This is a genomic window from Nocardioides sp. (genome assembly GCF_016462705.1).
GTDB lineage: Bacteria > Actinomycetota > Actinomycetes > Propionibacteriales > Nocardioidaceae > Nocardioides.
The window spans coordinates 1-19,879 of record NZ_JAEMSS010000019.1 but is presented as its reverse complement, the minus strand read 5'-3'; the positions used below and the strand labels follow the sequence as shown (position 1 = coordinate 19,879).

Below are 19,879 nucleotides of genomic sequence, written 5' to 3'. Positions count from 1 at the left end.
TCGGGGGTCGGTGCGGTCGGGATTTCTCAGCGGGCGCGGCGAGCCAGGCGCTCGACGTCCATGATCACGACCGAGCGGGGCTCGAGGCGCAGCCAGCCGCGCGACGCGAAGTCGGCCAGCGCCTTGTTGACGGTCTCGCGGGAGGCGCCGACCAGCTGGGCGAGCTCCTCCTGGGTGAGGTCGTGGTGGACGTGGACGCCGTCGTCGGCGGTGCGGCCGAAGCGGTCGGCGAGGTCGAGCAGCGCCTTGGCCACCCGGCCGGGGACGTCGGAGAAGACCAGGTCGGCGACGACGTCGTTGGCCTTGCGCAGCCGTCCGGCCAGCTGGGCGAGCAGCCCGCGGGCGACGACCGGGCGGCCCTCGAGCCAGCGCAGGAGGTCCTCGTGCGACAGCGAGGCGAACGTCGAGTCGGTCACCGCGGTGACCGTCGCCGAGCGGGGGCCGGGGTCGAACAGCGACAGCTCGCCGAACATCTGGCCCGGCCCGAGGATGGCCAGCAGGTTCTCCCGGCCGTCGGACGACGTCCGTCCGAGCTTCACCTTGCCGTCGAGGACGACGTAGAGCTTGTCGCCGGTGTCACCCTCGTGGAACAGCACGTCTCCGCGGCGCAGGCGGGTCTCGGCCATCGACGACCGCAGGGCGGTGGCTGCCTCGTCGTCGAGGGCGCTGAACAGCGGCGCCTGACGGAGTACGTCGTTGTCCACGGTGATTCCTCTCGACTGCGCGCTCGGGCAGCGCCCTTCGGGCGCCGACGACCGGCCACCGCCAGAATCCTAACCAGTGGAGTGGGTCACAGGCACCACCCTCGCCGGGTGGAGCGTCGGTCGGACCTCAGCGGTACCTCAGAGGTAGCGCAGGGCGATGTACGGCGCGGTCAGCCCGACCGTGACCACGGTGACCACCAGGCCGTACTTCGTGAACTCCCAGAACCCGATCCGGTGCCCCGCCTTCTCCGCCAGGCCCAGCATCACGACGTTGGCCGAGGCCCCGATCGCCGTCGCGTTGCCACCCAGGTCGGCGCCGAACGCCAGGGACCACCACAGGGCCTCGCTGTTGCCGGGCATGGTCGGCACCAGCCCGACCACCACCGGCGACATCGTGGCGACGTACGGGATGTTGTCCACGATCGCGGACAGGACCGCGGAGCCGAAGAGCAGGACCATGGACGCGAGCCCGAGGTCGCCGTCGGTCCGATCGGCCATCGCGGTGGAGAGGTCCTCGATCACCCCGGTCTCCACCAGCCCGCCCACCATGATGAAGAGGCCACCGAAGAACGCCAGCGTGGGCCACTCCACCTCGCTGAGCGCGTCGCTGATCTCGACCCGGGTGACCAGCACGAGGATGCCGGCTCCGAGCAGGGCCACCACCGACGGCTCGTAGTGCAGGACGGGGTGGAGCACGAAGGCCGCGACGACCCCGGCGAGCACGATGAGGGAGGTCACCAGGAGCCGCTTGTCGGTGATCGCCTCCCGCTCGTCGAGGAGCATGACCGCGTCCGCCCGCTCGGGGTCGTAGACGAACGCGGTCCGGAACAGCACCCGGCACATCAGGCAGAAGACGACCATCAGCACGACGACCCAGGGCGCCATGTTGACGAGGAAGTCGTTGAAGGTGAGGTCGGCCCGGCTGGCGATGATGATGTTGGGCGGGTCGCCCACCAGCGTGGCGGCGCCACCGATGTTGGACGCGAGCACCTCGGCGATGAGGAACGGCACGGGGCGCAGGCCCAGGCGGTCGCAGACCAGGAACGTCACCGGGGCGACCAGCAGCACCGTAGTCACGTTGTCCAGCACGGCGGAGGCGGTGGCGGTGAGCACGCACAGCATGACCATGAGCCGGTAGGCCCTGCCCCTGGACCGCTTGGCCGCATAGATCGCGACGTACTCGAAGACCCCGGTCTGCCGCAGCACCGAGACGATCACCATCATCCCGAGGAGGAGGAAGACGACGTTCCACTCGACGCCGCTCTCCTCGTCGAAGAACGCCGCCTCGGCGTCGCTGATGTGCAGCAGCAGGACCAGCCCCGCGCCCACCAGCGCCACCTTGGTCCGGTGGACCCGGTCCGCGACCAGGAAGGCGTAGGCCCCGACGAAGACGGTGACGGCGAGGACGGCGTCCACAGGGCTCCGTTCGAGGGGTTTCGGGGTGGTCGAGGCTCAACGCCGACCAGACTTCCCGGCACACCAGGACCCACCCTAGAGGCTCCTGGACGCCGGCTCTCCGGCGTACGCTCGCGAGGTGAAGGCCCGCGACCTCGCCGTCCCCTACCCGACCGTCCGGATGGAGACCGACGCGCTCACCGCGGCTCGCCTGCTGACCGAGCACAACCGCCCGGGGCTGATCGTCGTCGACGAGAACAACCACCCGGTCGCCGTCCTCCCGGGGTCCCAGGTGCTCCGGGCACTCGTCCCGTCCTACGTCCAGGACGACCCGGCCCTGGCCCGCGTGCTGGACGAGGGGTTCGCCGACTCCATCTGCGACAAGCTCGCCGACCACACCGTCAAGGAGCTCGTGCCCAAGGACCGTCCTGCCCTGCCGGTGGCCAACGACGACGACACCGTGCTCGAGCTGGCCGCGATGATGGCCGCCAACCGCTCTCCCCTGGTCGCGGTGCTCGACGGCAAGGGCAAGGGCGCGGCGCTGCTCGGTGCCGTGAGCATCTACGACCTCCTGGGCCGCCTCCTCCCCCCGGCCAAGGCCGACTGACGCGCACTCCGGGACGTCGGCCCTGCCGCCTATCCTTTCCGCGTGCCCCGCGCTGCCGCCGTTCCGCCTACCCGCACGGGGTTGGTGCGACAGGCGCGCAAGATCGACCGGGTCCTGGCCGACACCTACCCGGACGCGAGGTGCGAGCTCGACTTCGACAACCCCTTCGAGCTGCTCGTCGTGACCGTGCTGAGCGCCCAGACCACTGACAAGCGGGTCAACGCGGTCCGGCCGACGCTGTTCGCCGCCTACCCCGACGCCCCCGCGATGGCGGCGGCCGACCGGGAGACGCTCGAGGGGATCATCGGCCCGCTCGGGTTCTTCCGGGCCAAGACCGAGTCGCTGCTCAAGCTGAGCGCCGCCCTGGTGGAGCGGCACGAGGGCCAGGTGCCGCCCCGGCTCAAGGACCTCGTCGAGCTGCCGGGCGTCGGCCGCAAGACCGCCAACGTCGTGCTGGGCAACGCCTTCGGGATCCCCGGCATCACGGTGGACACCCACTTCGGCCGGCTCGCCCGCCGGTTCGGCTGGACCGAGGAGACCGACCCGGTCAAGGCCGAGCACGCCGTGGGGGCGCTGTTCCCCAAGAAGGACTGGACGATGCTCAGCCACCACCTCATCTGGCACGGCCGCCGGTGCTGCCATGCCCAGAAGCCGGCCTGTGGTGCCTGCCCGGTCGCCAAGCTCTGCCCGTCGTACGGCGCCGGGCCGACCGATCCCGAGGTGGCGGCCAAGCTGCTCAGGACCGAGGGGCGCGCATGAGCCGCGCCCTGGTCGCCCTCGTGGCTGCTGTGGTGGTGCTCTCGGGCTGCTCCGGGGACGACGGCAAGGCCGACGTCCTGACGTACGACGGCGGGCCGCCGGCTTCGTCGGTCGAGGTCGACACGCCGGAGCTGCGCGACCTCAAGGCCGAGGCCGGCATCGAGGACTGCGCGCCCGGCCCGGGCGGCGGCGCGCTGCCCGCCGTGCGGGTGGCGTGCCTCGGGGGAGGTCCCGCCGTCGACCTCTCCTCGCTCCGCGGACCGATGGTCATCAACATCTGGCAGTCCGCGTGCACGGCCTGTGAGAAGGAGATGCCGATCCTGCAGGCCTTCCACGAGACCTACGGCGATCGGGTGCCCGTGCTCGGCATCGACTCCACCGACGTGTTCCCCGGGACCGCGCTCGAACAGCTGCGCGACCGCGGCGTCACCTACCCCCAGCTCGCCGACCCCGGCGGCGACCTCCAGGACACCGACACCTTCGCCCGGGTGCGGGGCTATCCCTACCTCGCCTTCGTCGACGAGACCGGGGAGATCACCTACGAGAAGTTCGGCGCCGTGGAGTCCGGCGACGAGCTGCACGGCCTGGTCGAGGAGCACCTCGGGGTGAGCCTGTGACCCGGCACCCGGGCCTGCCGGACTGGCTGCGCCCCGTCGAGGACGCCGCCCGGTCGATCACCGTCCACGACCTCACCCGCTTCATGCCGCCGGAGGACGAGGAGACCCGCGAGTCGGCGGTGCTCATGCTGTTCGGCGAGCACCCCGACCACGGGCCGGACCTGCTCCTCACCGAGCGCAGCCACACGATGCGCTCCCACCCCGGGCAGGTGTCCTTCCCCGGGGGAGCCATCGACCCCGGGGAGACGCCCGAGCAGACCGCGCTGCGGGAGGCGCTCGAGGAGACCGGACTGGACCCTTACGGGGTCGACGTCTTCGCCGAGCTCCCCCCGCTGTGGCTGCCGCCGAGCGGGTTCTCGGTCATCCCGGTGCTCGGCTGGTGGCGGGAGTCCAGCCACGTGAGCGTGGTCTCGCCCGACGAGGTGCACGCGGTCTACCGGGTCCCTCTCACCGAGCTGCGCGACCCGGCTCACCGGATCGTCGTCCAGGGTCCGGTGCCCGGCTGGACCAGCCCGGGCTTCCTCATCGGCGACGACCACGACGTCATCTGCTGGGGGTTCACCGCCGGGGTGATCGCCCGGCTGTTCGAGTACCTCGGCTGGATCGAGGACCTCCCAGACGCCCCCGTCCAGGAGCTGCCCGACTACATGCTGGTCGGCCGGCGCGTGCTGAGCCCCGAGGACCTCGACGACCTCCCGAAGCCCAACACCGACTTCCTGCGGCGGCGTCCGTGAGCCCGCGGTGAACGTCCTCGACTGGATCCTCGTGGCCGTGGTCCTGGCCTACGCGCTGTCCGGCTACTGGCAGGGGTTCGTCACCGGGGCGTTCGCGACCTCCGGCCTCCTCCTCGGCGGCCTCCTCGGCGTCTGGCTGGCGCCGATCGCCCTGGGTGACGCGGACCCGTCACTGCTGGTCTCCCTCGGCGCCCTGTTCATCGTGATCCTGGCGGCCTCGCTGGGCCAGGGGCTCCTCCAGTACGTCGGCGCCCGGATCCGGGACCGGATCACCTGGCAGCCCGCCCGTGCCGTCGACGCGGTCGGGGGTGCCGCGCTCAGCGCGGCGGCCGTGCTCGTCGTCGCCTGGGCGCTCGGCGTGGCCATCTCCGGGTCCCGGATCGACGGGATCACCGGGTCGGTGCGCGGCTCCACCGTGCTGGCGAAGGTCAACGAGGTCATGCCGGCCGCGGCCGGGCAGTTCCTCGACGCCTTCAACGACGTCGTCGGCACGACGTTCTTCCCCCGCTACCTCGAGCCGTTCTCACCCGAGCGGATCGTCGAGGTCAGCCCCGGGGATGCACGGATGAAGCGCGACCCGGACGTGGTCCGCGCCGGGGAGTCCGTGCTCAAGATCCGCGGCACGAACGACTGCGGGCGCGGCGTCGAGGGCACCGGCTTCGTCTACTCCGAGGACCGGCTGATGACCAACGCGCACGTCGTGGCCGGGGTGGACGACCCGGAGGTCGTGGTCGGCGACGACACCGTTCCGGCAACGGTCGTCGAGTACGACCCCGAGCTCGACATCGCGGTCCTCGAGTTCGACAGCGGGTCGATCGCCCTGCTGCCGTTCAACGACCCGGAGGCGCCGGCCAGGTCCCGCGACTCCATCGCGATCCTGGGCTACCCCGAGGACGGGCCGTTCGACGTCCGGGCGGGCCGGATCCGGGACCAGCAGCGGCTGAGCTCACCCGACATCTACGGCGACGGCAAGGTCATCCGCGAGGTCTACTCCCTGCGCGGACTGGTCCGTCCGGGCAACTCCGGCGGGCCCATCGTCAGCTCGTCCGGCGAGGCCGTGGGCGTGGTCTTCGCCGCGTCGGTGACCGACGACGACACCGGCTACGCACTGACCGCAGCGGCGGTCGCCCAGGCGGCCGCGCTGGGTGTGACCAACCAGGACGAGGTCTCCACAGGCGACTGTGCAGGCTGACCGTCTCGACACGTCGGCGACTCGGCGCTACTGCACGTCAGTAACGCCGACTCGGCAGCGCGCCCGCCCGCGCACGTCGGCGACTCGGCGCTACTGCACGTCAGTAACGCCGACTCGGGGTCAGCTCTGGCCGCGCAGGGCCTTGGGGATCTCCTTGCCCTGCGCGATCGCCTTCTCCGGGGCCTTCACCTGCTTGACCTTGCGGACCCCGAGGAAGCCCAGCAGGCCGGCGAGCAGGATGTAGAAGCCGAACACGATCAGGAACGACCAGTGCAGGCCCAGGCCGGCCCAGTGGATGAAGTAGGCGATCGCGACCGACAGCATGATCACGCCGAGCAGGGCGATGAACGCGGCGCCGGCGAAGAAGGCGATCCCGATCCCGCCGGCCGTGACGCTGACCTTGAGCTCGGTCTTGGCGAGCTCGATCTCCTTGGTGATGAGCGAGGAGATGTCGCGGCTCGCGTCGGCGACGAGCCGACCGATGGTCGGGTCGTCCGAACTCGGCCGGACCTGCTGGCTGCTCACGGGAAACCTCTCAGAGACGGAACGACGCTCACCACGACCCTAGCGAAGGACGGGCTGCTCAGCCCTCACCGGTCACGTAGATGTCCGGTATCCCGTCCCGGTCGTCATCTCGCTCCTCCTCCTCGCAGATCCGGCGGTAGGTCCGGTTGCGGGCGCGCAGCACGACCGCCGCCATCGACCCTGCCAGCACGGAGCCCACCAGGACCGCGACCACCACGTGGTCGTGCGCGGCCGAGCGCTCGAAGGCGAGCTCACCGATCAGCAAGGAGACGGTGAAGCCGACCCCCGCCAGCATCGACAGCCCGATCACGTCCACCCAGGAGAGGTCGTCGTCCAGGTCGGCGTGGGTGAAGGTGTGCAGGAGCCAGGTGGAGCCCGCGACCCCGATGGTCTTGCCCACGACCAGGCCCGCGACCACACCGAGCGCCACCGGGTCCGACAGCGCCTCGCGGAGACCGTCGATCCCTCCGATCGCGACACCCGACGCGAAGAACGCGAAGACCGGCACCGCGAACGCCGCGGAGACGGGTCGCAGCCGGTGCTCCACCGCCTCCGCGGGCCCGGGACCCTCGTCCCCGTCGCGGGTCCGCACGGGCACACAGAAGGCGAGCAGCACGCCGGCGACCGTGGCGTGCACCCCCGACTCGTGCACCAGTGTCCAGGTGGCCGCCGCGAGCGGCAGCAGGAGCAGGGGCGAGAACACCCTCCGCTGGACCAGCAGCCCGAACGCCAGCAGCGGGAGGGCGGCCAGCCCCAGGAACGCCAGGTCCAGCGAGTCGGTGTAGAAGACGGCGATCACGGTGATGGCGAGCAGGTCGTCCACGACCGCCAACGTGAGCAGGAAGGTGCGCAGCGCGACCGGGAGGTGGGTGCTGATGACGGCCAGGATCGCCAGGGCGAAGGCGATGTCGGTCGCGGTGGGGATGGCCCAGCCGCGCAGCGAGCCATCACCCAGAGACGCGATCGCGACGTAGAACGCCGCAGGCACGACCATCCCGCCCACGGCGGCGGCGACCGGGAGTGCGGCCCGGCGCGGGTCGCGCAGGTCGCCGGAGACGAACTCCCGCTTCAGCTCCAGGCCCGCCACGAAGAAGAAGACGGCCAGCAGGCCGTCGGCCGCCCAGACGCCCAGGCTCAGGTCGAGGTGGAGGGCCTCCGGCCCCACGACGACGTCGCGGAGGTCGAAGTAGGCGTCGGAGCCGGGGCTGTTGGCCCACACGAGTGCGATCGCGGCCGCGATGATCAGCAGCAGCCCGCCGGTGGTCTCGGCGCGGAAGATCTCCGCCACCCGGGACGCCTCCGGGAAGGTGCCGCGTGAGAACAGGCGTGAACGCTGCGGGTCTTGCTGTGGCACGGGGGTACTCCCTGGGGTCGACGGCATGGAGCCGACCCGACTTCCCGGCGCACCAGCGTCCAGGCTATCCGACCCGCACAGCCCCGATCTGCACGTAGCACATCAGGGCGGGCTGGTCGCTGCGGTTCTTCCAGGCATGGCGGGTGCCGAGCTGGACGACACAGGTGCCCGGGGTGAGCGTCACCTCCGCCCCGTTGTCGAGCTCCAGGCAGAGCTCCCCCTCCAGGCAGATGGCGTAGTCGACGGTGTCGGTCGTGTGCATCCCGTCGCCGTCGTCCTCGAACGGGTCCAGGAGCCCGGGCAGCTTCTCGTCGACCTCACGGGCCACGACCTCAGGGTCAACCGCGGGCTGGGGTTCGGACGAGTGCGGGGCCCAGCGGAGGAAGAGCGCCCGACTGCCGCCGACCCCGGGGAAGTACGGACGGAGCACGGGCTCGGGGGCCTGCTCACCGACCCTCGCGCCTCCGTCCGGCGTACCCCACAGCAGGAAGAAGTCGGCGCCGGGCAGCGCCTGCACGTTGACGGCCTCGGGGAGCCGGTCCTCCACGAAGACGGCGTCACCCTCGGGCGTGTGACCGGTGACGATCAGGCGGGGCTGGGCGGGCATGGCTGCTCCTCGATGGTTGTCATTCTCTCGACGGTTCTGGCTGGGCACCGACGAACTGCTGGCGCAGTGCCTGTTTCGACCACTTCCCGGTGGCGGTCTTGGGGATCTCGCTCATCAGCTCGATCCGCTCGGGGATCCACCACGACGCGACCCGGTCCCGGAGATGCTCGCGGACGTCCTCCGGGGTGAGGGTGGCTCCAGCGGTGGGGACGACGCACGCCACGGGGCGCTCGCCCCAGCGCGGGTCCACGATGCCGATGACGGCCGCCTCCTTGACCCGCGGGTCGGCCATGATCGCGTTCTCCAGCTGCACCGACGAGATCCACTCCCCGCCGGACTTCACCAGGTCCTTGGTCCGGTCGACGATCCGCAGGTAGCCCCACTGGTCGATGGTGGCGACGTCGCCGGTCCGCAGCCAGCCGTCGGCGGTGAAGCTGTCCGTGCCAGGGTCGGCGCCGAAGTAGCCGCTGGCGATGGTCGCGCCGGCCACCTGGAGCTCCCCCGGGCTCGTGCCGTCGCGGGGCTGCTCGGCCCCGTCGTCGGACACGACCCGGATCTCGGTCAGCGGCACGGCCGGGCCCGGGCTGCCGAGCAGGAGCCGCCGGGCCTCGCCGGCGAGGTCCCGGTGCTGCGTCCCCAGCCGCGAGGTCGTCACGACCGGGCTGGTCTCGGTCATGCCCCAGGCGTTGGTCAGCGGGATGCCGATCGCCTCCTCGTAGCGCCGCGAGAGGGCGTCGTCGACCGCTCCCCCACCGCAGGCGATGTGCCGCATGCTGCTCAGGTCGTGACCCCGCAGCGAGGGCACCATGTCGCGCCACACCGTGGCGACCGCGGCGGTGAACGTCACCCGGTGCCGCGCCAGCAGGGACACCAGCTCCTCGGCCGAGGTGGCTGGCCCGGGCAGCACCAGGTCCGCGCCGCACTGCATGGCGGCGTACGGCAGGCCCCACGCGTTGACGTGGAACATCGGGACGATCGGCGCCACGACGTCCTGCTCGCTCAAGGCGAAGACGTCGGCGCCGAGGAGCAGCAGGCTGTGGAGCACGACCGACCGGTGGCTGTACAGGACCCCCTTGGGGTTGCCGGTCGTGCCGGAGGTGTAGCACAGCGAGGCTGCTGTGTTCTCGTCGCGGACGTCTGTCGCGATCGGCCGGTCGGTCTGGTCGCCGAGCAGCTCCTCGTAGTCGAGGATCCGCGGGTCGTCCGGGATCGGCATGTCTCCACCGTCGTCCATCACGACGACGTGGCGGACCGACCCGAACGACGCGACGAGCGGCCACACCACCGGCAGGATGGTCCGGTCGACGAAGAGGACCTCGTCGGCGGCGTCGTTGACGATGAAGGTGATCTGCTCGCCGTGCAGCCGGTGGTTGACCGTGTGCAGGACCCGGCCGGAGCTGGGGATGCCGAGGTAGAGCTCGACGTGGCGCTGGCTGTTCCACGCGAACGTCCCCACGCAGGCTCCCGGCGGCACGCCCAGCGCGTCCAGGGCGTGGGCGAGGCGCCGGACCCGAGGCGCCACGTCCGCCCAGGTGGCCACGGTGTCGGACGTCCCTCCGGTGATCACGCGCTTGTGCCCGAACGACGTCTCGGCGCGGGACAGCAGGGTGGGGACCGTGAGGGGACGGTCCTGCATGAGGCCGCGCATCGTCATGCGGGCCCGGGGCCCGGGACGTCGACCTCGACGGCCTCGATCCGTCCGGCCCGCGCGGTGGTCTCGGACGGCTGCCAGCTGTTCGAGGTGAGGAGGAACAACGTGGTGCCTTGGGGTCCGCCCAGGACGCAGTCCGTGGCGCAGCGTCCCTCCACGGTGATCACCCGCGTGACCCGGCCGCCGGCCTCGACCCGCATGAACTGCGAGGTGGTGATGGAGGAGACCCAGACCGCGCCCGCCGTGTCGACGCAGATGCCGTCCGGGGTCGAGCCGCTGGGAAGCTCCGCCCAGACCCGCTTGCCGGTCAGGGCGCCGTCGTCGGTGATGTCGAAGGCGGTGAGGCGCGCCCCCCAGGTCTCCGCGACGACCAGCGTGGCGGTGCCGGGAAGGATGACCGAGCCGTTCGGGAAGACCATGTCGTCCTCCGCGACGGTCGGGGTGCCGTCCGGGTCGATGCTGAAGATCGGCCCCGGCTTCTGCGCTGCGTCCGCGTAGAGGTCGTAGCCGAACCCCCCGAGGAAGGTGCGCCCGAGCCGGTCCGTGACCAGGTCGTTGACGGGAGCGTCGGTGAGCGCCGACACGTCCGCGAAGACGGTCGTCTTCCCGTCCGCGCCCAGCCGGCGGACCGTGCGGCTCAGCATGCAGCTGACCAGCAGGGACCCGTCGGGCAGCCAGCCCAGGCCGGACGGCTGGTCGTCGACGACGGCGATCTCCTCGAGGGTCCTCGCGGCGGGGTTCGACCTGAAGACCTGCCCGGTGTGCATGTCGGAGAACCAGAGCCGGTCCTCGTGCCACCGGGCTCCTTCCGGGAAGCGGAGGTCGGCGAAGATCAGGGACAGGTCGGTCATGGCGTCTCCTGGCTGAGGGGGCGGGTCCCGCCGCCGCCCGGTGGGCGGAGCCGGGCTCGGAGGCGGGTCACGGTGTGGTGCAGGTCGGGTGCGTCGACGATGACGATGACGCCGAGCAGCCCGGCGTAGAACAGCTGGGCGACGTAGCCGGGGAAGGCGGCGACGGTGGCGATCTCGGCGAGCAGGGCCACGGCGAGGATCCCCCCGAGCAGGCCGAGCGGGCTGCCGCGGCCGCCGGCCAGGGACACCCCGCCCAGCAGGGCCGCCGCCGCCGCGAGGATGAGTGGCTGGACACCCGGGTCGGGGTTCGCGGACCCGAGGCTGAAGCTGAGCAGCGACCCGCCGAGCGCGGACAGGGCGCCGGAGACCACGAAGGTCCCGACCAGCAGCCGGTTGACCCGCACCCCGGCCACCCGGCTGGCCCGCCGGTCCCCACCGATGGCCCGCAGCTCACGCCCCCAGCGGGTGCCGGCGAGGATCACCGCCGCGAGGACGAACAGGCCGAGGGTGACCAGGCTGCGCGGGGAGAAGTAGGTCAGCACCACCTGGTCGACCCACAAGGTGACCTCCGGGTTCGAGTAGGTCTTGGTCAGCCCTCCGGAGAGGGCGCTGGTGAGACCCAGCAGGGCGATGTACGTCGCGAGGGTGACCGGCATCGACGGGAGCCGGAGCCCGGCGATCACGCAGCCCTGCACCAGCCCGATCGCCGCTCCCGCCCCGACGGCGGCGAGCACGCCGTGGGCCCAGCTCTCCTGGCCGGCCTGGACGGTCAGCATCCCGCCCAGGGCGTAGGTCCCCACCACGGACAGGTCGAACTCCCCGGCGATCATGGTGATCCCCAGGGCGAGGGCGACCAGGCCGAGGCGGGCGAAGATCTGGAGGGTGTTGTAGACGTCGAACGTGGTGAGGGTGGTGTCGGTGTAGACCGGCACCATCGCGAACGCGATCGCGGTGAGCCCGACCGCGGTCAGAGGGAGCAGCACGTCGGGGCGCGTGACCCGGGCGAGCATCATGCGTGGCTCTCCCGGGTGCGCAGGTGGACCAGGACGACGACGGCCAGGACGATGAGCCCCTTGACCATCACCTGGACGCCGGTCGAGTAGCCGCGCAGGAGGAGGATGTCCGAGACGGCCGAGACGAGGAGCGCGCCGGCCAGGGTCCGCAGCGCGGAGCCGCGGCCACCCGAGATCGGCGTTCCCCCGGCCAGGACCGCGGCGATGGCGTCGAAGGTGAGGGTGCCCCCCAGGTTGACGTTGGCGGAGGTGTTGAAGGCCGCGGTGAAGACCGCGGTCACGGCGAACAGCGCCCCGGCGGCCAGCCAGGCCACCGTGGTCGTGCGTCCGACCGGCATCCCCGCGGCCCGCGCGGCCACCCGGTTCTCGCCGACCATGTAGAGGGAGCGGCCGAAGGCGGTGCGCCGCAGGACCCACTCGAGGGACAGCGCGAGCACCAGGAGGACGTAGACACTGAGCGCGACCCCGCCGGGCGTCGCGTTGAGGTGGTCGTAGCCGAGACCGGAGGGCGCGACGGACACCCCGCCGCTGATGCCGGTGGCCAGTCCGGCGATGGCGAAGCTCGCCGCGATCGTCAGCACCACCGGGTTGGCCGCGGCGTAGCCGACGACCGCTCCTTGGAGCCCCGTGATGAGGGCACCCACCACGACCGCGATGACCAGGGCCGGGATCAGTCCCAGTGACTGGGCGGACAGGAAGATCATGCCGATCGCGGCGACGCTCTGGGAGATGGCGAGCGAGACCGCGGAGCCGCCGATCATGATCAGCGTCAGACCCAGCGCCGCGATGCCGACGAGGCTGGCCGAGGTGATGATGGCCTTCGCGTTGGCGACGGTCACGAAGCGGTCGGTGGACAGGCCGACAGCGACCACGGCCAGCACGCCGGCGACCACGACGGCGTCGACGGCCAGCCGGGGACGATGCCGCAGCCCGTCCCGCTGCCGCGGTGGCGCCGCCGGCGCGGACAGCGCGTTCACCGGTCGCCTCCCGCAGCGACAACGGCACCGTGCGCCGCCGAGTCGCCCGCTCCGTGGGTCATCTCCCGCAGGAGCACCGCGCTCGCGGGCTCGCCCTCGTGTCGCTGCACCACGACGCCCTTGTGCATCGTCACCACGACGTCGGCGAGGTCCAGCAGCTCCTCGAGCTCGGTGGAGCTGAACAGCACCGCCAACCCCGCCCCCGCGGCGTCGCGCAGCAGGGTGTGGATCGCTGCCCGGCCACCGACGTCGACCCCCCGCGTGGGCTCGTCGAGGAGCAGGACCCGCACGTCGTCGCGGCCCAGGCACCGGCCGACGAAGACCTTCTGCTGGTTGCCGCCGCTCAGCGCGCCCACGCTCTGCCCGACCCGGCCCCGGTCGAGGCCGCACAGCTCGACGAGTGCCGACAGCCGCGCCGTCCACCGCCGGCGGCTCACGACACCGAGCCGGGTGACGTCCGGCAGCCGGGTCGCGAGCAGGTTCCAGCTGACCGGCTTGTCGAGGAACAGCCCTTCGGACTTGCGGTCGTTGGAGACGAAGGCGATGCCGGCGCGGACCGCCGCGATCGGCCGGCCCACGGCGACCCGCGCCCCGTCGACGGTGACGGAGGCGGTGGCCTCGGGGACCAGACCGGCGATCGCGCGCAGGACGTCGGAGGCGCCCGACCCCAGCTGGCCGGCCACGGCGTACACCCGGCCAGCCTGCAAGGACAGGGCGAAGTCCTGGACGCGCCCCGGGACGGTCAGGCCCTCGACGGACAGCACGACGTCGCGGTCGACCTCGGCGGCCGTCACCTTCTGCGGGTGGTGGGGCGCCTCGCCCAGCATCTGCTCGATCAACGAGTCGATCGTGAGCTCGCCGGACGTGGAGGTCGCGACGACCTGCCCGTCACGCATCACCGTGACCCGGTCGCACAGGGTGAGCACCTCTCCGAGCCGGTGGGAGACGAACAGGACGGCGCAGCCGGCCGCCGCCACCTTCCGCACCGACGCGTAGACGTACTCGCTCTCGACGTCGCTGAGGGTGGCGGTCGGCTCGTCGAGGATCACCAGTCGGGCGTCCTGGCCCAGGGCCCGGGCGACCTCGATGAGCTGACGTTCACCGATGCCCAGGGAACCCAGCGGCTGGTCCAGGCCGACGTGCTCGAGTCCCACGCTGTCGAGCAGCGCCCGGGACCGCGGTGAGGCGCGGCGGTTGACCCACGGGGTCCGCCCGTCGCCGAGCACGAGGTTCTCGGCCACCGTCAGCGACGGCACGACACTGAGCTCCTGGTCGACGAGGGCCACGCCGTGGCGCTGGGCCACCTGCCTGGTCCGCAGGTCCAGTGCCTCCCCGCCGAGGTGGATCGCACCCTCGTCCGGGGTCTCCTGACCCGACAGCATCTTGACGACCGTGCTCTTCCCGGCTCCGTTGTGCCCGCACAGCGCGTGAATCTCACCGGCGGCGATGCTGAACGACGCCGCGCGCACGGCACGGGTGCTGCCGTAGCTCTTGGCGAGGCCGTCCACGCGGACCAGCGGCTCGCTGGTCCGCGGGGACGAGGAGGTCAGGCGTTGCTGCACTGCGCCTCGAACTGGTCCACGTTGTCGGCGGTCACCCGCTCCTCCTGCACGATCTCCTTCTGCGGCGGGTCCTCACCGTTGAAGTAGCGCGCCACGTAGTCGGCGGTCTGCTCGGCGATGGTGCCGGGGTCCTCGGTGGCGGTGCCGTAGAGCGTGCCGGCCTTGATGGCGTCGATGCCTGCCTTGAAGCAGTTGCTGCCGGTGACGATCCAGCCGTTGTCACCGCCCACCTCGCAGCCGGCCTGCTCGGCGGAGGCGATGATCGCGACCGCCTGGTAGTTGGCCATGCCATAGGCACCCTGGATCCCCTCGCAGCCGTGCTTGGCGATGAGCTGGGTGGCGATCTTGCCGGTCAGGGCGGGATCCCAGTTGCCGTCCTCGACCTCGATGACCTCGTACTCGGGCGTCTTGGCCATCTCGGCGTCGAAGCCGGTCATCCGGTCCTGCGACGCGAAGCCGGACTTGGTCCCGGTGATGGCGATGATGCTCCCCGAGTCCTTGCCCTGCGCCTGCATGCCTTCGACGAGGTTCTGCGCAGCGGCGACGCCGAGCGCCTCGTTGTCCGACAGCACCTGCATCACGTCGCCGTCGACCGACGGGTCCGGACGTCCGTCGAAGACCAGGACCGGGATGTCGGCCTGCTTCGCCTTCTGGATGGGCACGACCATGGACGAGGTGTCCAGCAGCGCGGCCACGATGAGGTCGGGCCGGTTGGAGATGGCCTGGTTGAAGTTCGTCACCGCGGTGCCGGGGTCCATCGTCGTGAGGTCCACGACCTCCGCGCCCTCCGCCTCCAGCTTGTCCGTGAAGACCTTGTTGAAGTAGGCGCCCCACGGGTTGTCGCTGCCGTAGCCGACGAAGTTGATCGTCTTGCCGTCGAGACCCCCGCCACCGCCGTCCCCGGCCGACCCGTTCTCCGACGAGTCGCCGCAGCCGGCGGCGACGAGCGTGACGCCGAGCACCACCGCGGTGAGCTTGAGCGCCGCAGCGCGGCGGCGCGACGGTGCGGGTGGTCGGGTCGCTCCGGACGGGAGCGGGGTCTTGGACGTGATCATGGGGACTCCTGGGATCAAAGGCTCCATGTGGCGCCTGCCACACAACGGGGAACCTAGGTGGCGCCCGTCACCTCTGAAGAGGGATGATCCGCCCACTGTTTCGACAGGGTTGGTGGAGATAATGTCCACCCATGCTCGAACCGAGACAGCCGTGACCGGGACCAGCGAGTACCGGACGGCCAGTCCGGACCTCGCGTCCTACCGTCTCCGCCGGGAGCGTGAGCTCGGGTCGCTCTACGCCACGGCGCGGTCCCTGACCGCCCTCGGCGAGATCGACACGGTGCTCGACTCGATCGTGCGCCAGGCCCACGAGCTCATCGGCACGGACTTCACGTACCTGTCCCTCCTGAGCCCGGACGGGGAGCTGATGCTGAAGGCCTCGGAGGGCCTCATCTCCTCGACCTTCAGCGCAGCACGCGTCCCCTCCGGCACGGGCGTGGGTGGACGGGTCATCGCCACGGGCGCCCCCGCCTGGGTGAGCAACTACCTGGAGACCAAGGACGTCCCCCACGACGAGGCGTTCGACGACCTCGTGCTCCCGGAGGGCATGGTCGCCCTCCTGGGGGTCCCGCTCCTCGTGGGCGACGAGGTCATCGGGGTCCTCTTCGCGGCCGACCGGACCGAACGGCCCTTCGAGCACGACGAGGTGGCGCTGCTGAGCGCGTTTGCGGACCACGCGGCGGTTGCGCTCAACAACGCCCGGCTCTACGACGAGAGCCGCTCCGCCCTCAAGCAGCTCCAGTCGGCGTACGTGACCATCGAGGAACAGGTCGCGGTGATGGAGCGCGCCCAGTCGGTCCACGAGTCCCTCACCCGCGTCGTGCTGAAGGGAGGTGGAGCCGAGGAGGTCGCCCGGCTCCTGGTCCAGCACCTCCGCGGCGCGGTGACGGTCTTCGACCGGACCGGCGCGGTCACCGCCAAGTGTCACCACGACGGCGAGGTCGAGCAGCCTGTGCAGCGTCCGTCCCCGGACGCCGTCGAACAGGCCAGGCAGTCAGGACGGTGGGCGACGACCACCGACAGCACGGGACTGTGGCACACCGCGGCGACGATCCAGGCAGGTGACACCCACCTCGGGGCGCTGCTCCTGACCCGCACCCACGAACCTGCGCCGGTCGACATCCGCACGCTGGAACGGGCAGCTCAGATCATGGGCCTGCTGATCCTCAAGGAGACCGCGGTGGCGGAGGCCGAGGAGCGGGTGAGCGGTGAGCTGCTCACCGAGCTCCTGGTCTCGACGCCGCCCGTCGGCCCCGCCCTGCGGGCCCGGGCGCAGACGCGTGGGATCGACATCGCCGCGCTCAACGTGCTGGTCGTCGCCGAGTCCGCGACCAGGACAGCCGCCGAGACCAGCCGCCGACTGCATGCTCTCTCCCAGGAGCGGGGCGGTCTGGCGGGCGAGCACCTCGGTCGTGCGACCTTGCTGCTCCCCGCGGCCGACCTGGCTCAGGCGGCGCGGGCCGTCCACGACCGGTTGCGGCGGGACCTCGGGACGCCGGTGCGGGTCGTCGCCGAGCCGGTCACCGGTGACACCTGGGGCCGCGCCTTCGACCGGGCCGGCCGCTGCTGCGCCCTCATGCAGTCCCTGGGGGTGGTCGACCAGGCGACCACGGCGGACCAGTACGCCATGTTCGCCCTGCTGTTCGACCCCGAACGCGCCCAGGACCTCGACCAGCTGCTCGCGGGGTCGATCGAGCCACTCGTCCGGTACGACCTCCGGCGGTCGACCCAGCTGGTGGCGACGCTCACGACGTACTTCCACCACGCGGGCAACCTGAGCCGGACGGCCCGCGCCCTGCACATCCACCTGAACACCCTGCTCAAGCGGCTGGACCGGGTCGGGACCGTGCTCGGCGAGGACTGGCGTTCGCCCGACCGGGCACTCCAGCTGCAGGTCGCCCTTCGGTTGCACGAGCTGCGGACCCAGACCGACACCTCGTGACCGCAGGCCGGAGACCGGGCGCCCAGCGCTACGCGGCCCTCGACCAACGCCGGGCGGGGAGGTCGACGGAGTAGCTCACCGTCAGCCCGTCCCGGTCGCGTCCGGCGGCCGGCGCGCGTCGGGCGACCATCCGCGCGACCGCTCGGTTGCCGGAGCCGCTGACGACCTCGATCCGCTCGACACCGCGGGCGGCGGCAGCGGCGACCAGGCGGTCGGCCAGCTGCGTCCCGATCCCGCGCCGCTGGTAGCCGTCCGTCACGACCAGGGCGATCTCCGCGACCCTCGGCGGTCCCCACCGGACCCAGAGCCCGTGGGCCACGAGGTCGCCGTCGTCCCAGGCGAGCAGCGCCTCACCGCGCGGACCCTCGGGCAGCAGCGCGTCGACGACCGCCGGCGGCGGCCCACCACCAAGGGCGGTCTGGAAGCGCGCGTACGCCGACTCCGGCGACAGCGCCGACAGCAGCGCCTGGAGCGCCGCGCGGTCGCGGACGGTGCCGCGGCGGTAGGCCACGCTGCTCACGATGCCCCGCCCCTGAGGAAGTCGAGGGTGGCGGCGACCACCCCGGGGTCGCGCAGGATCCGGCCGTGCCCGAGGCCGCTCGTCTCCAGCATGGTCGCCCGCCGGCCGTACGCCGCCGTCACCAGGTCGGCCTGCCCGCGGTCGACCACCCGGTCGCCGGTGTCGTGGACGACGAGGATGTCCCGGCCGGCCGCCGGGTGCGCGGAGAACCGGTCCCAGATCCCGGAGTCGCCGTCGAACCAGCGCCGCTCGATGGCCCGCCGCAGCTCCCGGTTCACCGCCCGGCCTGCACCCAGGCGCTCGCAGAACACGTCGACGAGGGACCCGAAGTCGCCCACACCGCTGATGGTGACGAGCCGGTCGGCCGCCACCCCGTGGCGCGCCGCGTAGAGGGTCACCGGCACGCCGAACGAGTGCGCGACCGCGCCCTCGAAGGGGCCGTGCCGCTCGGCCAGCTCGGTGATCACGGCGTGGTGCTCCGGGATGGTCCGGGCTGGGCCGCGGGTGGCGCCGTGCGCCCAGGCGTCGTACGCCACCGGGCTCCAGCCGTCGGCCAGCAGGGCGTCGACGAGGGCGGCGAACCGGGACGCCCGGGCCGCCCAGCCGTGCACGAGCAGGACCGGCCGGGCGCCGTCGCCCCAGGTGTAGGTGACCACCGGGTGCCCGGCGGCGCCGGCCACACCCACCCGCGCCGCGGCCATCACCGCCCGCTCGTCGGGACCGACCAGGGCCGGGCGCCCGGGCCGCCGCCAGAGCTCGAGGGCGACCAGGCCGGCGAGGCTGGGCGCGACCCGAGCGAGCACCTGCAGGGTCGAGCCGATGCCGGCGGCGATCCCGGTCGGTGCCGCCGGTCGGACCGGGGTGCGCGCGTTGGTGCGGGTGTGGGTGTGGGTCATGGCGGGACTCCGTCAGGTTGAGAAACAATACGAACGATCGTACTATTTGTTTCCCGGGCCCGCCAACCCCTTTAAGCTGAGCAGCACATGGACAAGGAAGCAGTGCAGGAGCCGACTGACGGTCGGATCCGCCGCGGGGACCGCACCCGCCGGACGGTGCTGGCCCGTGCCGTCGACATCGCCTCGGTCGAGGGGCTCGACGGTCTCTCCATCGGCCGCCTGGCCGGGGAGCTCGGGATCAGCAAGAGCGGGCTGATCGGCCACTTCGGCTCCAAGGAGGAGCTCCAGCTCTCGACGATCCGTGCGGCCCGCGCGATCTTCGCGACGACGGTGATCGAGCCGGCGATGCGCAGCACCGCCGGCCTCGCCCGGGTCCGGGCACTGCTGGACGCCTGGCTCGACTACTCCAGCGACCGCCGGTTCCCGGGCGGCTGCTTCTTCGCCCGGGCGATGCACGAGTACGCCGCGCGCCCCGGCGCCGTCCGGGACGCCCTGGCCGTCGTCGACGACGAGTGGCTCGGGCTGATCGCCACCTCCATCGAGGAGGCGCAGGCGGCCGGGGAGATCGACCCGTCCGTCGACGCGGCCCAGCTCGCGTTCGACCTCGACTCGTACCTCGACTCGGCCAACCTGCGGTCGCTGCTCGGCCGCACCGACGTCTACGAGCGCGCGGCGCGGTCGATGCGCGACCGGCTCGAGTCGGTCACCACCGTGCCGGCGTAGGCCGGCCTACCGTTCCAGCCACGGCTTGCGAGGTCTCAGACGGCGCTGGCGCGCCTCCTCGACCACCGCGCTAGTCCTCCCCCTTGCCCTTGCCCAGGCCCGCGGAGATCAGGTCCATCACCGAGCTGTCGGCCAGCGTCGTGACGTCGCCGACCTCGCGGTGCTCGGCGACGTCCTTGAGCAGGCGGCGCATGA

Annotated in this window: 20 protein-coding genes; 7 read left to right on the top strand and 13 right to left on the bottom strand. The window is 72.0% G+C overall.

Annotated features, from left to right (window positions below; translation table 11 throughout):
• Positions 1-26 precede the first annotated feature (26 nt).
• Together JHD21_RS04125 and JHD21_RS04120 are read right to left on the bottom strand one after the other, a co-directional pair.
• On the bottom strand, positions 27-704 hold the full coding sequence (locus tag JHD21_RS04125; protein WP_292671861.1) for a Crp/Fnr family transcriptional regulator: 678 nt from the start codon (positions 702-704) through the stop codon (positions 27-29).
• 138 nt (positions 705-842) lie between these two features.
• Positions 843-2,120 carry an ArsB/NhaD family transporter gene (locus tag JHD21_RS04120; protein WP_292671859.1) on the bottom strand — a complete coding sequence of 426 codons (1,278 nt, stop codon included), beginning with the start codon at positions 2,118-2,120 and terminating at the stop codon, positions 843-845.
• Positions 2,121-2,238: 118 nt separating this feature from the next.
• Here JHD21_RS04120 and JHD21_RS04115 point away from each other — a divergent pair, with 118 nt between their 5' ends.
• From JHD21_RS04115 to JHD21_RS04095, 5 genes are read left to right on the top strand one after another with little or no spacing between them, the layout of a single operon-like run.
• Complete coding sequence (locus JHD21_RS04115) at positions 2,239-2,706, top strand: CBS domain-containing protein (RefSeq protein WP_292671857.1); 468 nt, start codon at positions 2,239-2,241, stop codon at positions 2,704-2,706.
• 42 nt (positions 2,707-2,748) lie between these two features.
• Positions 2,749-3,465, top strand: coding sequence for an endonuclease III (nth, locus tag JHD21_RS04110; RefSeq protein WP_292671856.1), 717 nt, complete (start codon positions 2,749-2,751; stop codon positions 3,463-3,465).
• Positions 3,462-4,082 (top strand): TlpA disulfide reductase family protein, encoded by a 621-nt coding sequence (locus JHD21_RS04105; protein ID WP_292671855.1) that lies wholly within the window; start codon positions 3,462-3,464, stop codon positions 4,080-4,082. The genes nth and JHD21_RS04105 overlap by 4 nt, the downstream gene beginning before the upstream one ends.
• Positions 4,079-4,816 (top strand): CoA pyrophosphatase, encoded by a 738-nt coding sequence (locus tag JHD21_RS04100; protein ID WP_292671854.1) that lies wholly within the window; start codon positions 4,079-4,081, stop codon positions 4,814-4,816. The genes JHD21_RS04105 and JHD21_RS04100 overlap by 4 nt, the downstream gene beginning before the upstream one ends.
• Before the next feature lie 7 nt (positions 4,817-4,823).
• Positions 4,824-6,008, top strand: coding sequence for a MarP family serine protease (locus JHD21_RS04095; RefSeq protein WP_292671853.1), 1,185 nt, complete (start codon positions 4,824-4,826; stop codon positions 6,006-6,008).
• 120 nt (positions 6,009-6,128) lie between these two features.
• Here the strand turns inward: JHD21_RS04095 and JHD21_RS04090 are convergent, their stop codons facing one another.
• From JHD21_RS04090 to JHD21_RS04050, 9 genes are all read right to left on the bottom strand, one after another.
• Positions 6,129-6,533 carry a phage holin family protein gene (locus JHD21_RS04090; RefSeq protein ID WP_292671851.1) on the bottom strand — a complete coding sequence of 135 codons (405 nt, stop codon included), beginning with the start codon at positions 6,531-6,533 and terminating at the stop codon, positions 6,129-6,131.
• A gap of 58 nt (positions 6,534-6,591) precedes the next feature.
• Positions 6,592-7,821, bottom strand: a complete 1,230-nt coding sequence (nhaA, locus tag JHD21_RS04085; protein WP_292671849.1) for a Na+/H+ antiporter NhaA — start codon at positions 7,819-7,821, stop codon at positions 6,592-6,594.
• A 130-nt stretch (positions 7,822-7,951) separates the two neighbouring features.
• On the bottom strand, positions 7,952-8,494 hold the full coding sequence (locus JHD21_RS04080) for a cupin domain-containing protein (protein WP_292671847.1): 543 nt from the start codon (positions 8,492-8,494) through the stop codon (positions 7,952-7,954).
• Positions 8,495-8,513: 19 nt separating this feature from the next.
• Positions 8,514-10,130: a long-chain fatty acid--CoA ligase gene (locus JHD21_RS04075; RefSeq protein WP_292671845.1), complete on the bottom strand. Its 1,617-nt coding sequence runs from the start codon at positions 10,128-10,130 to the stop codon at positions 8,514-8,516.
• 14 nt (positions 10,131-10,144) lie between these two features.
• A complete protein-coding gene (locus JHD21_RS04070; protein ID WP_292671843.1) occupies positions 10,145-10,996 on the bottom strand; it encodes an SMP-30/gluconolactonase/LRE family protein in 852 nt (283 codons plus the stop codon).
• A complete protein-coding gene (locus JHD21_RS04065) occupies positions 10,993-12,009 on the bottom strand; it encodes an ABC transporter permease (protein ID WP_292671841.1) in 1,017 nt (338 codons plus the stop codon). The genes JHD21_RS04070 and JHD21_RS04065 overlap by 4 nt, the downstream gene beginning before the upstream one ends.
• A complete protein-coding gene (locus JHD21_RS04060; RefSeq protein ID WP_292671839.1) occupies positions 12,006-12,986 on the bottom strand; it encodes an ABC transporter permease in 981 nt (326 codons plus the stop codon). Before JHD21_RS04060 ends, JHD21_RS04065 begins: the two co-directional genes overlap by 4 nt.
• On the bottom strand, positions 12,983-14,548 hold the full coding sequence (locus tag JHD21_RS04055; protein ID WP_292671837.1) for a sugar ABC transporter ATP-binding protein: 1,566 nt from the start codon (positions 14,546-14,548) through the stop codon (positions 12,983-12,985). The genes JHD21_RS04060 and JHD21_RS04055 overlap by 4 nt, the downstream gene beginning before the upstream one ends.
• Positions 14,533-15,603: a sugar ABC transporter substrate-binding protein gene (locus tag JHD21_RS04050; protein ID WP_292671835.1), complete on the bottom strand. Its 1,071-nt coding sequence runs from the start codon at positions 15,601-15,603 to the stop codon at positions 14,533-14,535. Before JHD21_RS04050 ends, JHD21_RS04055 begins: the two co-directional genes overlap by 16 nt.
• A 151-nt stretch (positions 15,604-15,754) precedes the next feature.
• Here JHD21_RS04050 and JHD21_RS04045 point away from each other — a divergent pair, with 151 nt between their 5' ends.
• Positions 15,755-17,545: a GAF domain-containing protein gene (locus tag JHD21_RS04045; RefSeq protein ID WP_292671834.1), complete on the top strand. Its 1,791-nt coding sequence runs from the start codon at positions 15,755-15,757 to the stop codon at positions 17,543-17,545.
• A 28-nt stretch (positions 17,546-17,573) separates the two neighbouring features.
• On the opposite strand, the gene JHD21_RS04040 is transcribed toward JHD21_RS04045, so the two are convergent.
• Together JHD21_RS04040 and JHD21_RS04035 are read right to left on the bottom strand one after the other, a co-directional pair.
• Entirely contained in the window at positions 17,574-18,065 is a 492-nt protein-coding gene (locus JHD21_RS04040) for a GNAT family N-acetyltransferase (protein ID WP_292671832.1), read from the bottom strand.
• Entirely contained in the window at positions 18,062-18,961 is a 900-nt protein-coding gene (locus JHD21_RS04035) for an alpha/beta hydrolase (RefSeq protein WP_292671830.1), read from the bottom strand. The genes JHD21_RS04040 and JHD21_RS04035 overlap by 4 nt, the downstream gene beginning before the upstream one ends.
• An 87-nt stretch (positions 18,962-19,048) precedes the next feature.
• Between JHD21_RS04035 and JHD21_RS04030 the strand changes: the two genes are divergently transcribed.
• On the top strand, positions 19,049-19,684 hold the full coding sequence (locus tag JHD21_RS04030; RefSeq protein ID WP_292671829.1) for a TetR/AcrR family transcriptional regulator: 636 nt from the start codon (positions 19,049-19,051) through the stop codon (positions 19,682-19,684).
• Positions 19,685-19,879: the final 195 nt, after the last annotated feature.

Bases quoted from the DNA above. Each gene is read 5' to 3' on its own strand.
- JHD21_RS04065 (WP_292671841.1), bottom strand. From the start codon at position 12,009: ATGATGCTCGCCCGGGTCACGCGCCCCGACGTGCTGCTCCCTCTGACC.
- JHD21_RS04105 (WP_292671855.1), top strand. From the start codon at position 3,462: ATGAGCCGCGCCCTGGTCGCCCTCGTGGCTGCTGTGGTGGTGCTCTCG.
- JHD21_RS04080 (WP_292671847.1), bottom strand. From the start codon at position 8,494: ATGCCCGCCCAGCCCCGCCTGATCGTCACCGGTCACACGCCCGAGGGT.
- JHD21_RS04070 (WP_292671843.1), bottom strand. From the start codon at position 10,996: ATGACCGACCTGTCCCTGATCTTCGCCGACCTCCGCTTCCCGGAAGGA.
- JHD21_RS04050 (WP_292671835.1), bottom strand. From the start codon at position 15,603: ATGATCACGTCCAAGACCCCGCTCCCGTCCGGAGCGACCCGACCACCC.
- JHD21_RS04075 (WP_292671845.1), bottom strand. From the start codon at position 10,130: ATGCAGGACCGTCCCCTCACGGTCCCCACCCTGCTGTCCCGCGCCGAG.
- JHD21_RS04030 (WP_292671829.1), top strand. From the start codon at position 19,049: ATGGACAAGGAAGCAGTGCAGGAGCCGACTGACGGTCGGATCCGCCGC.
- JHD21_RS04035 (WP_292671830.1), bottom strand. From the start codon at position 18,961: ATGACCCACACCCACACCCGCACCAACGCGCGCACCCCGGTCCGACCG.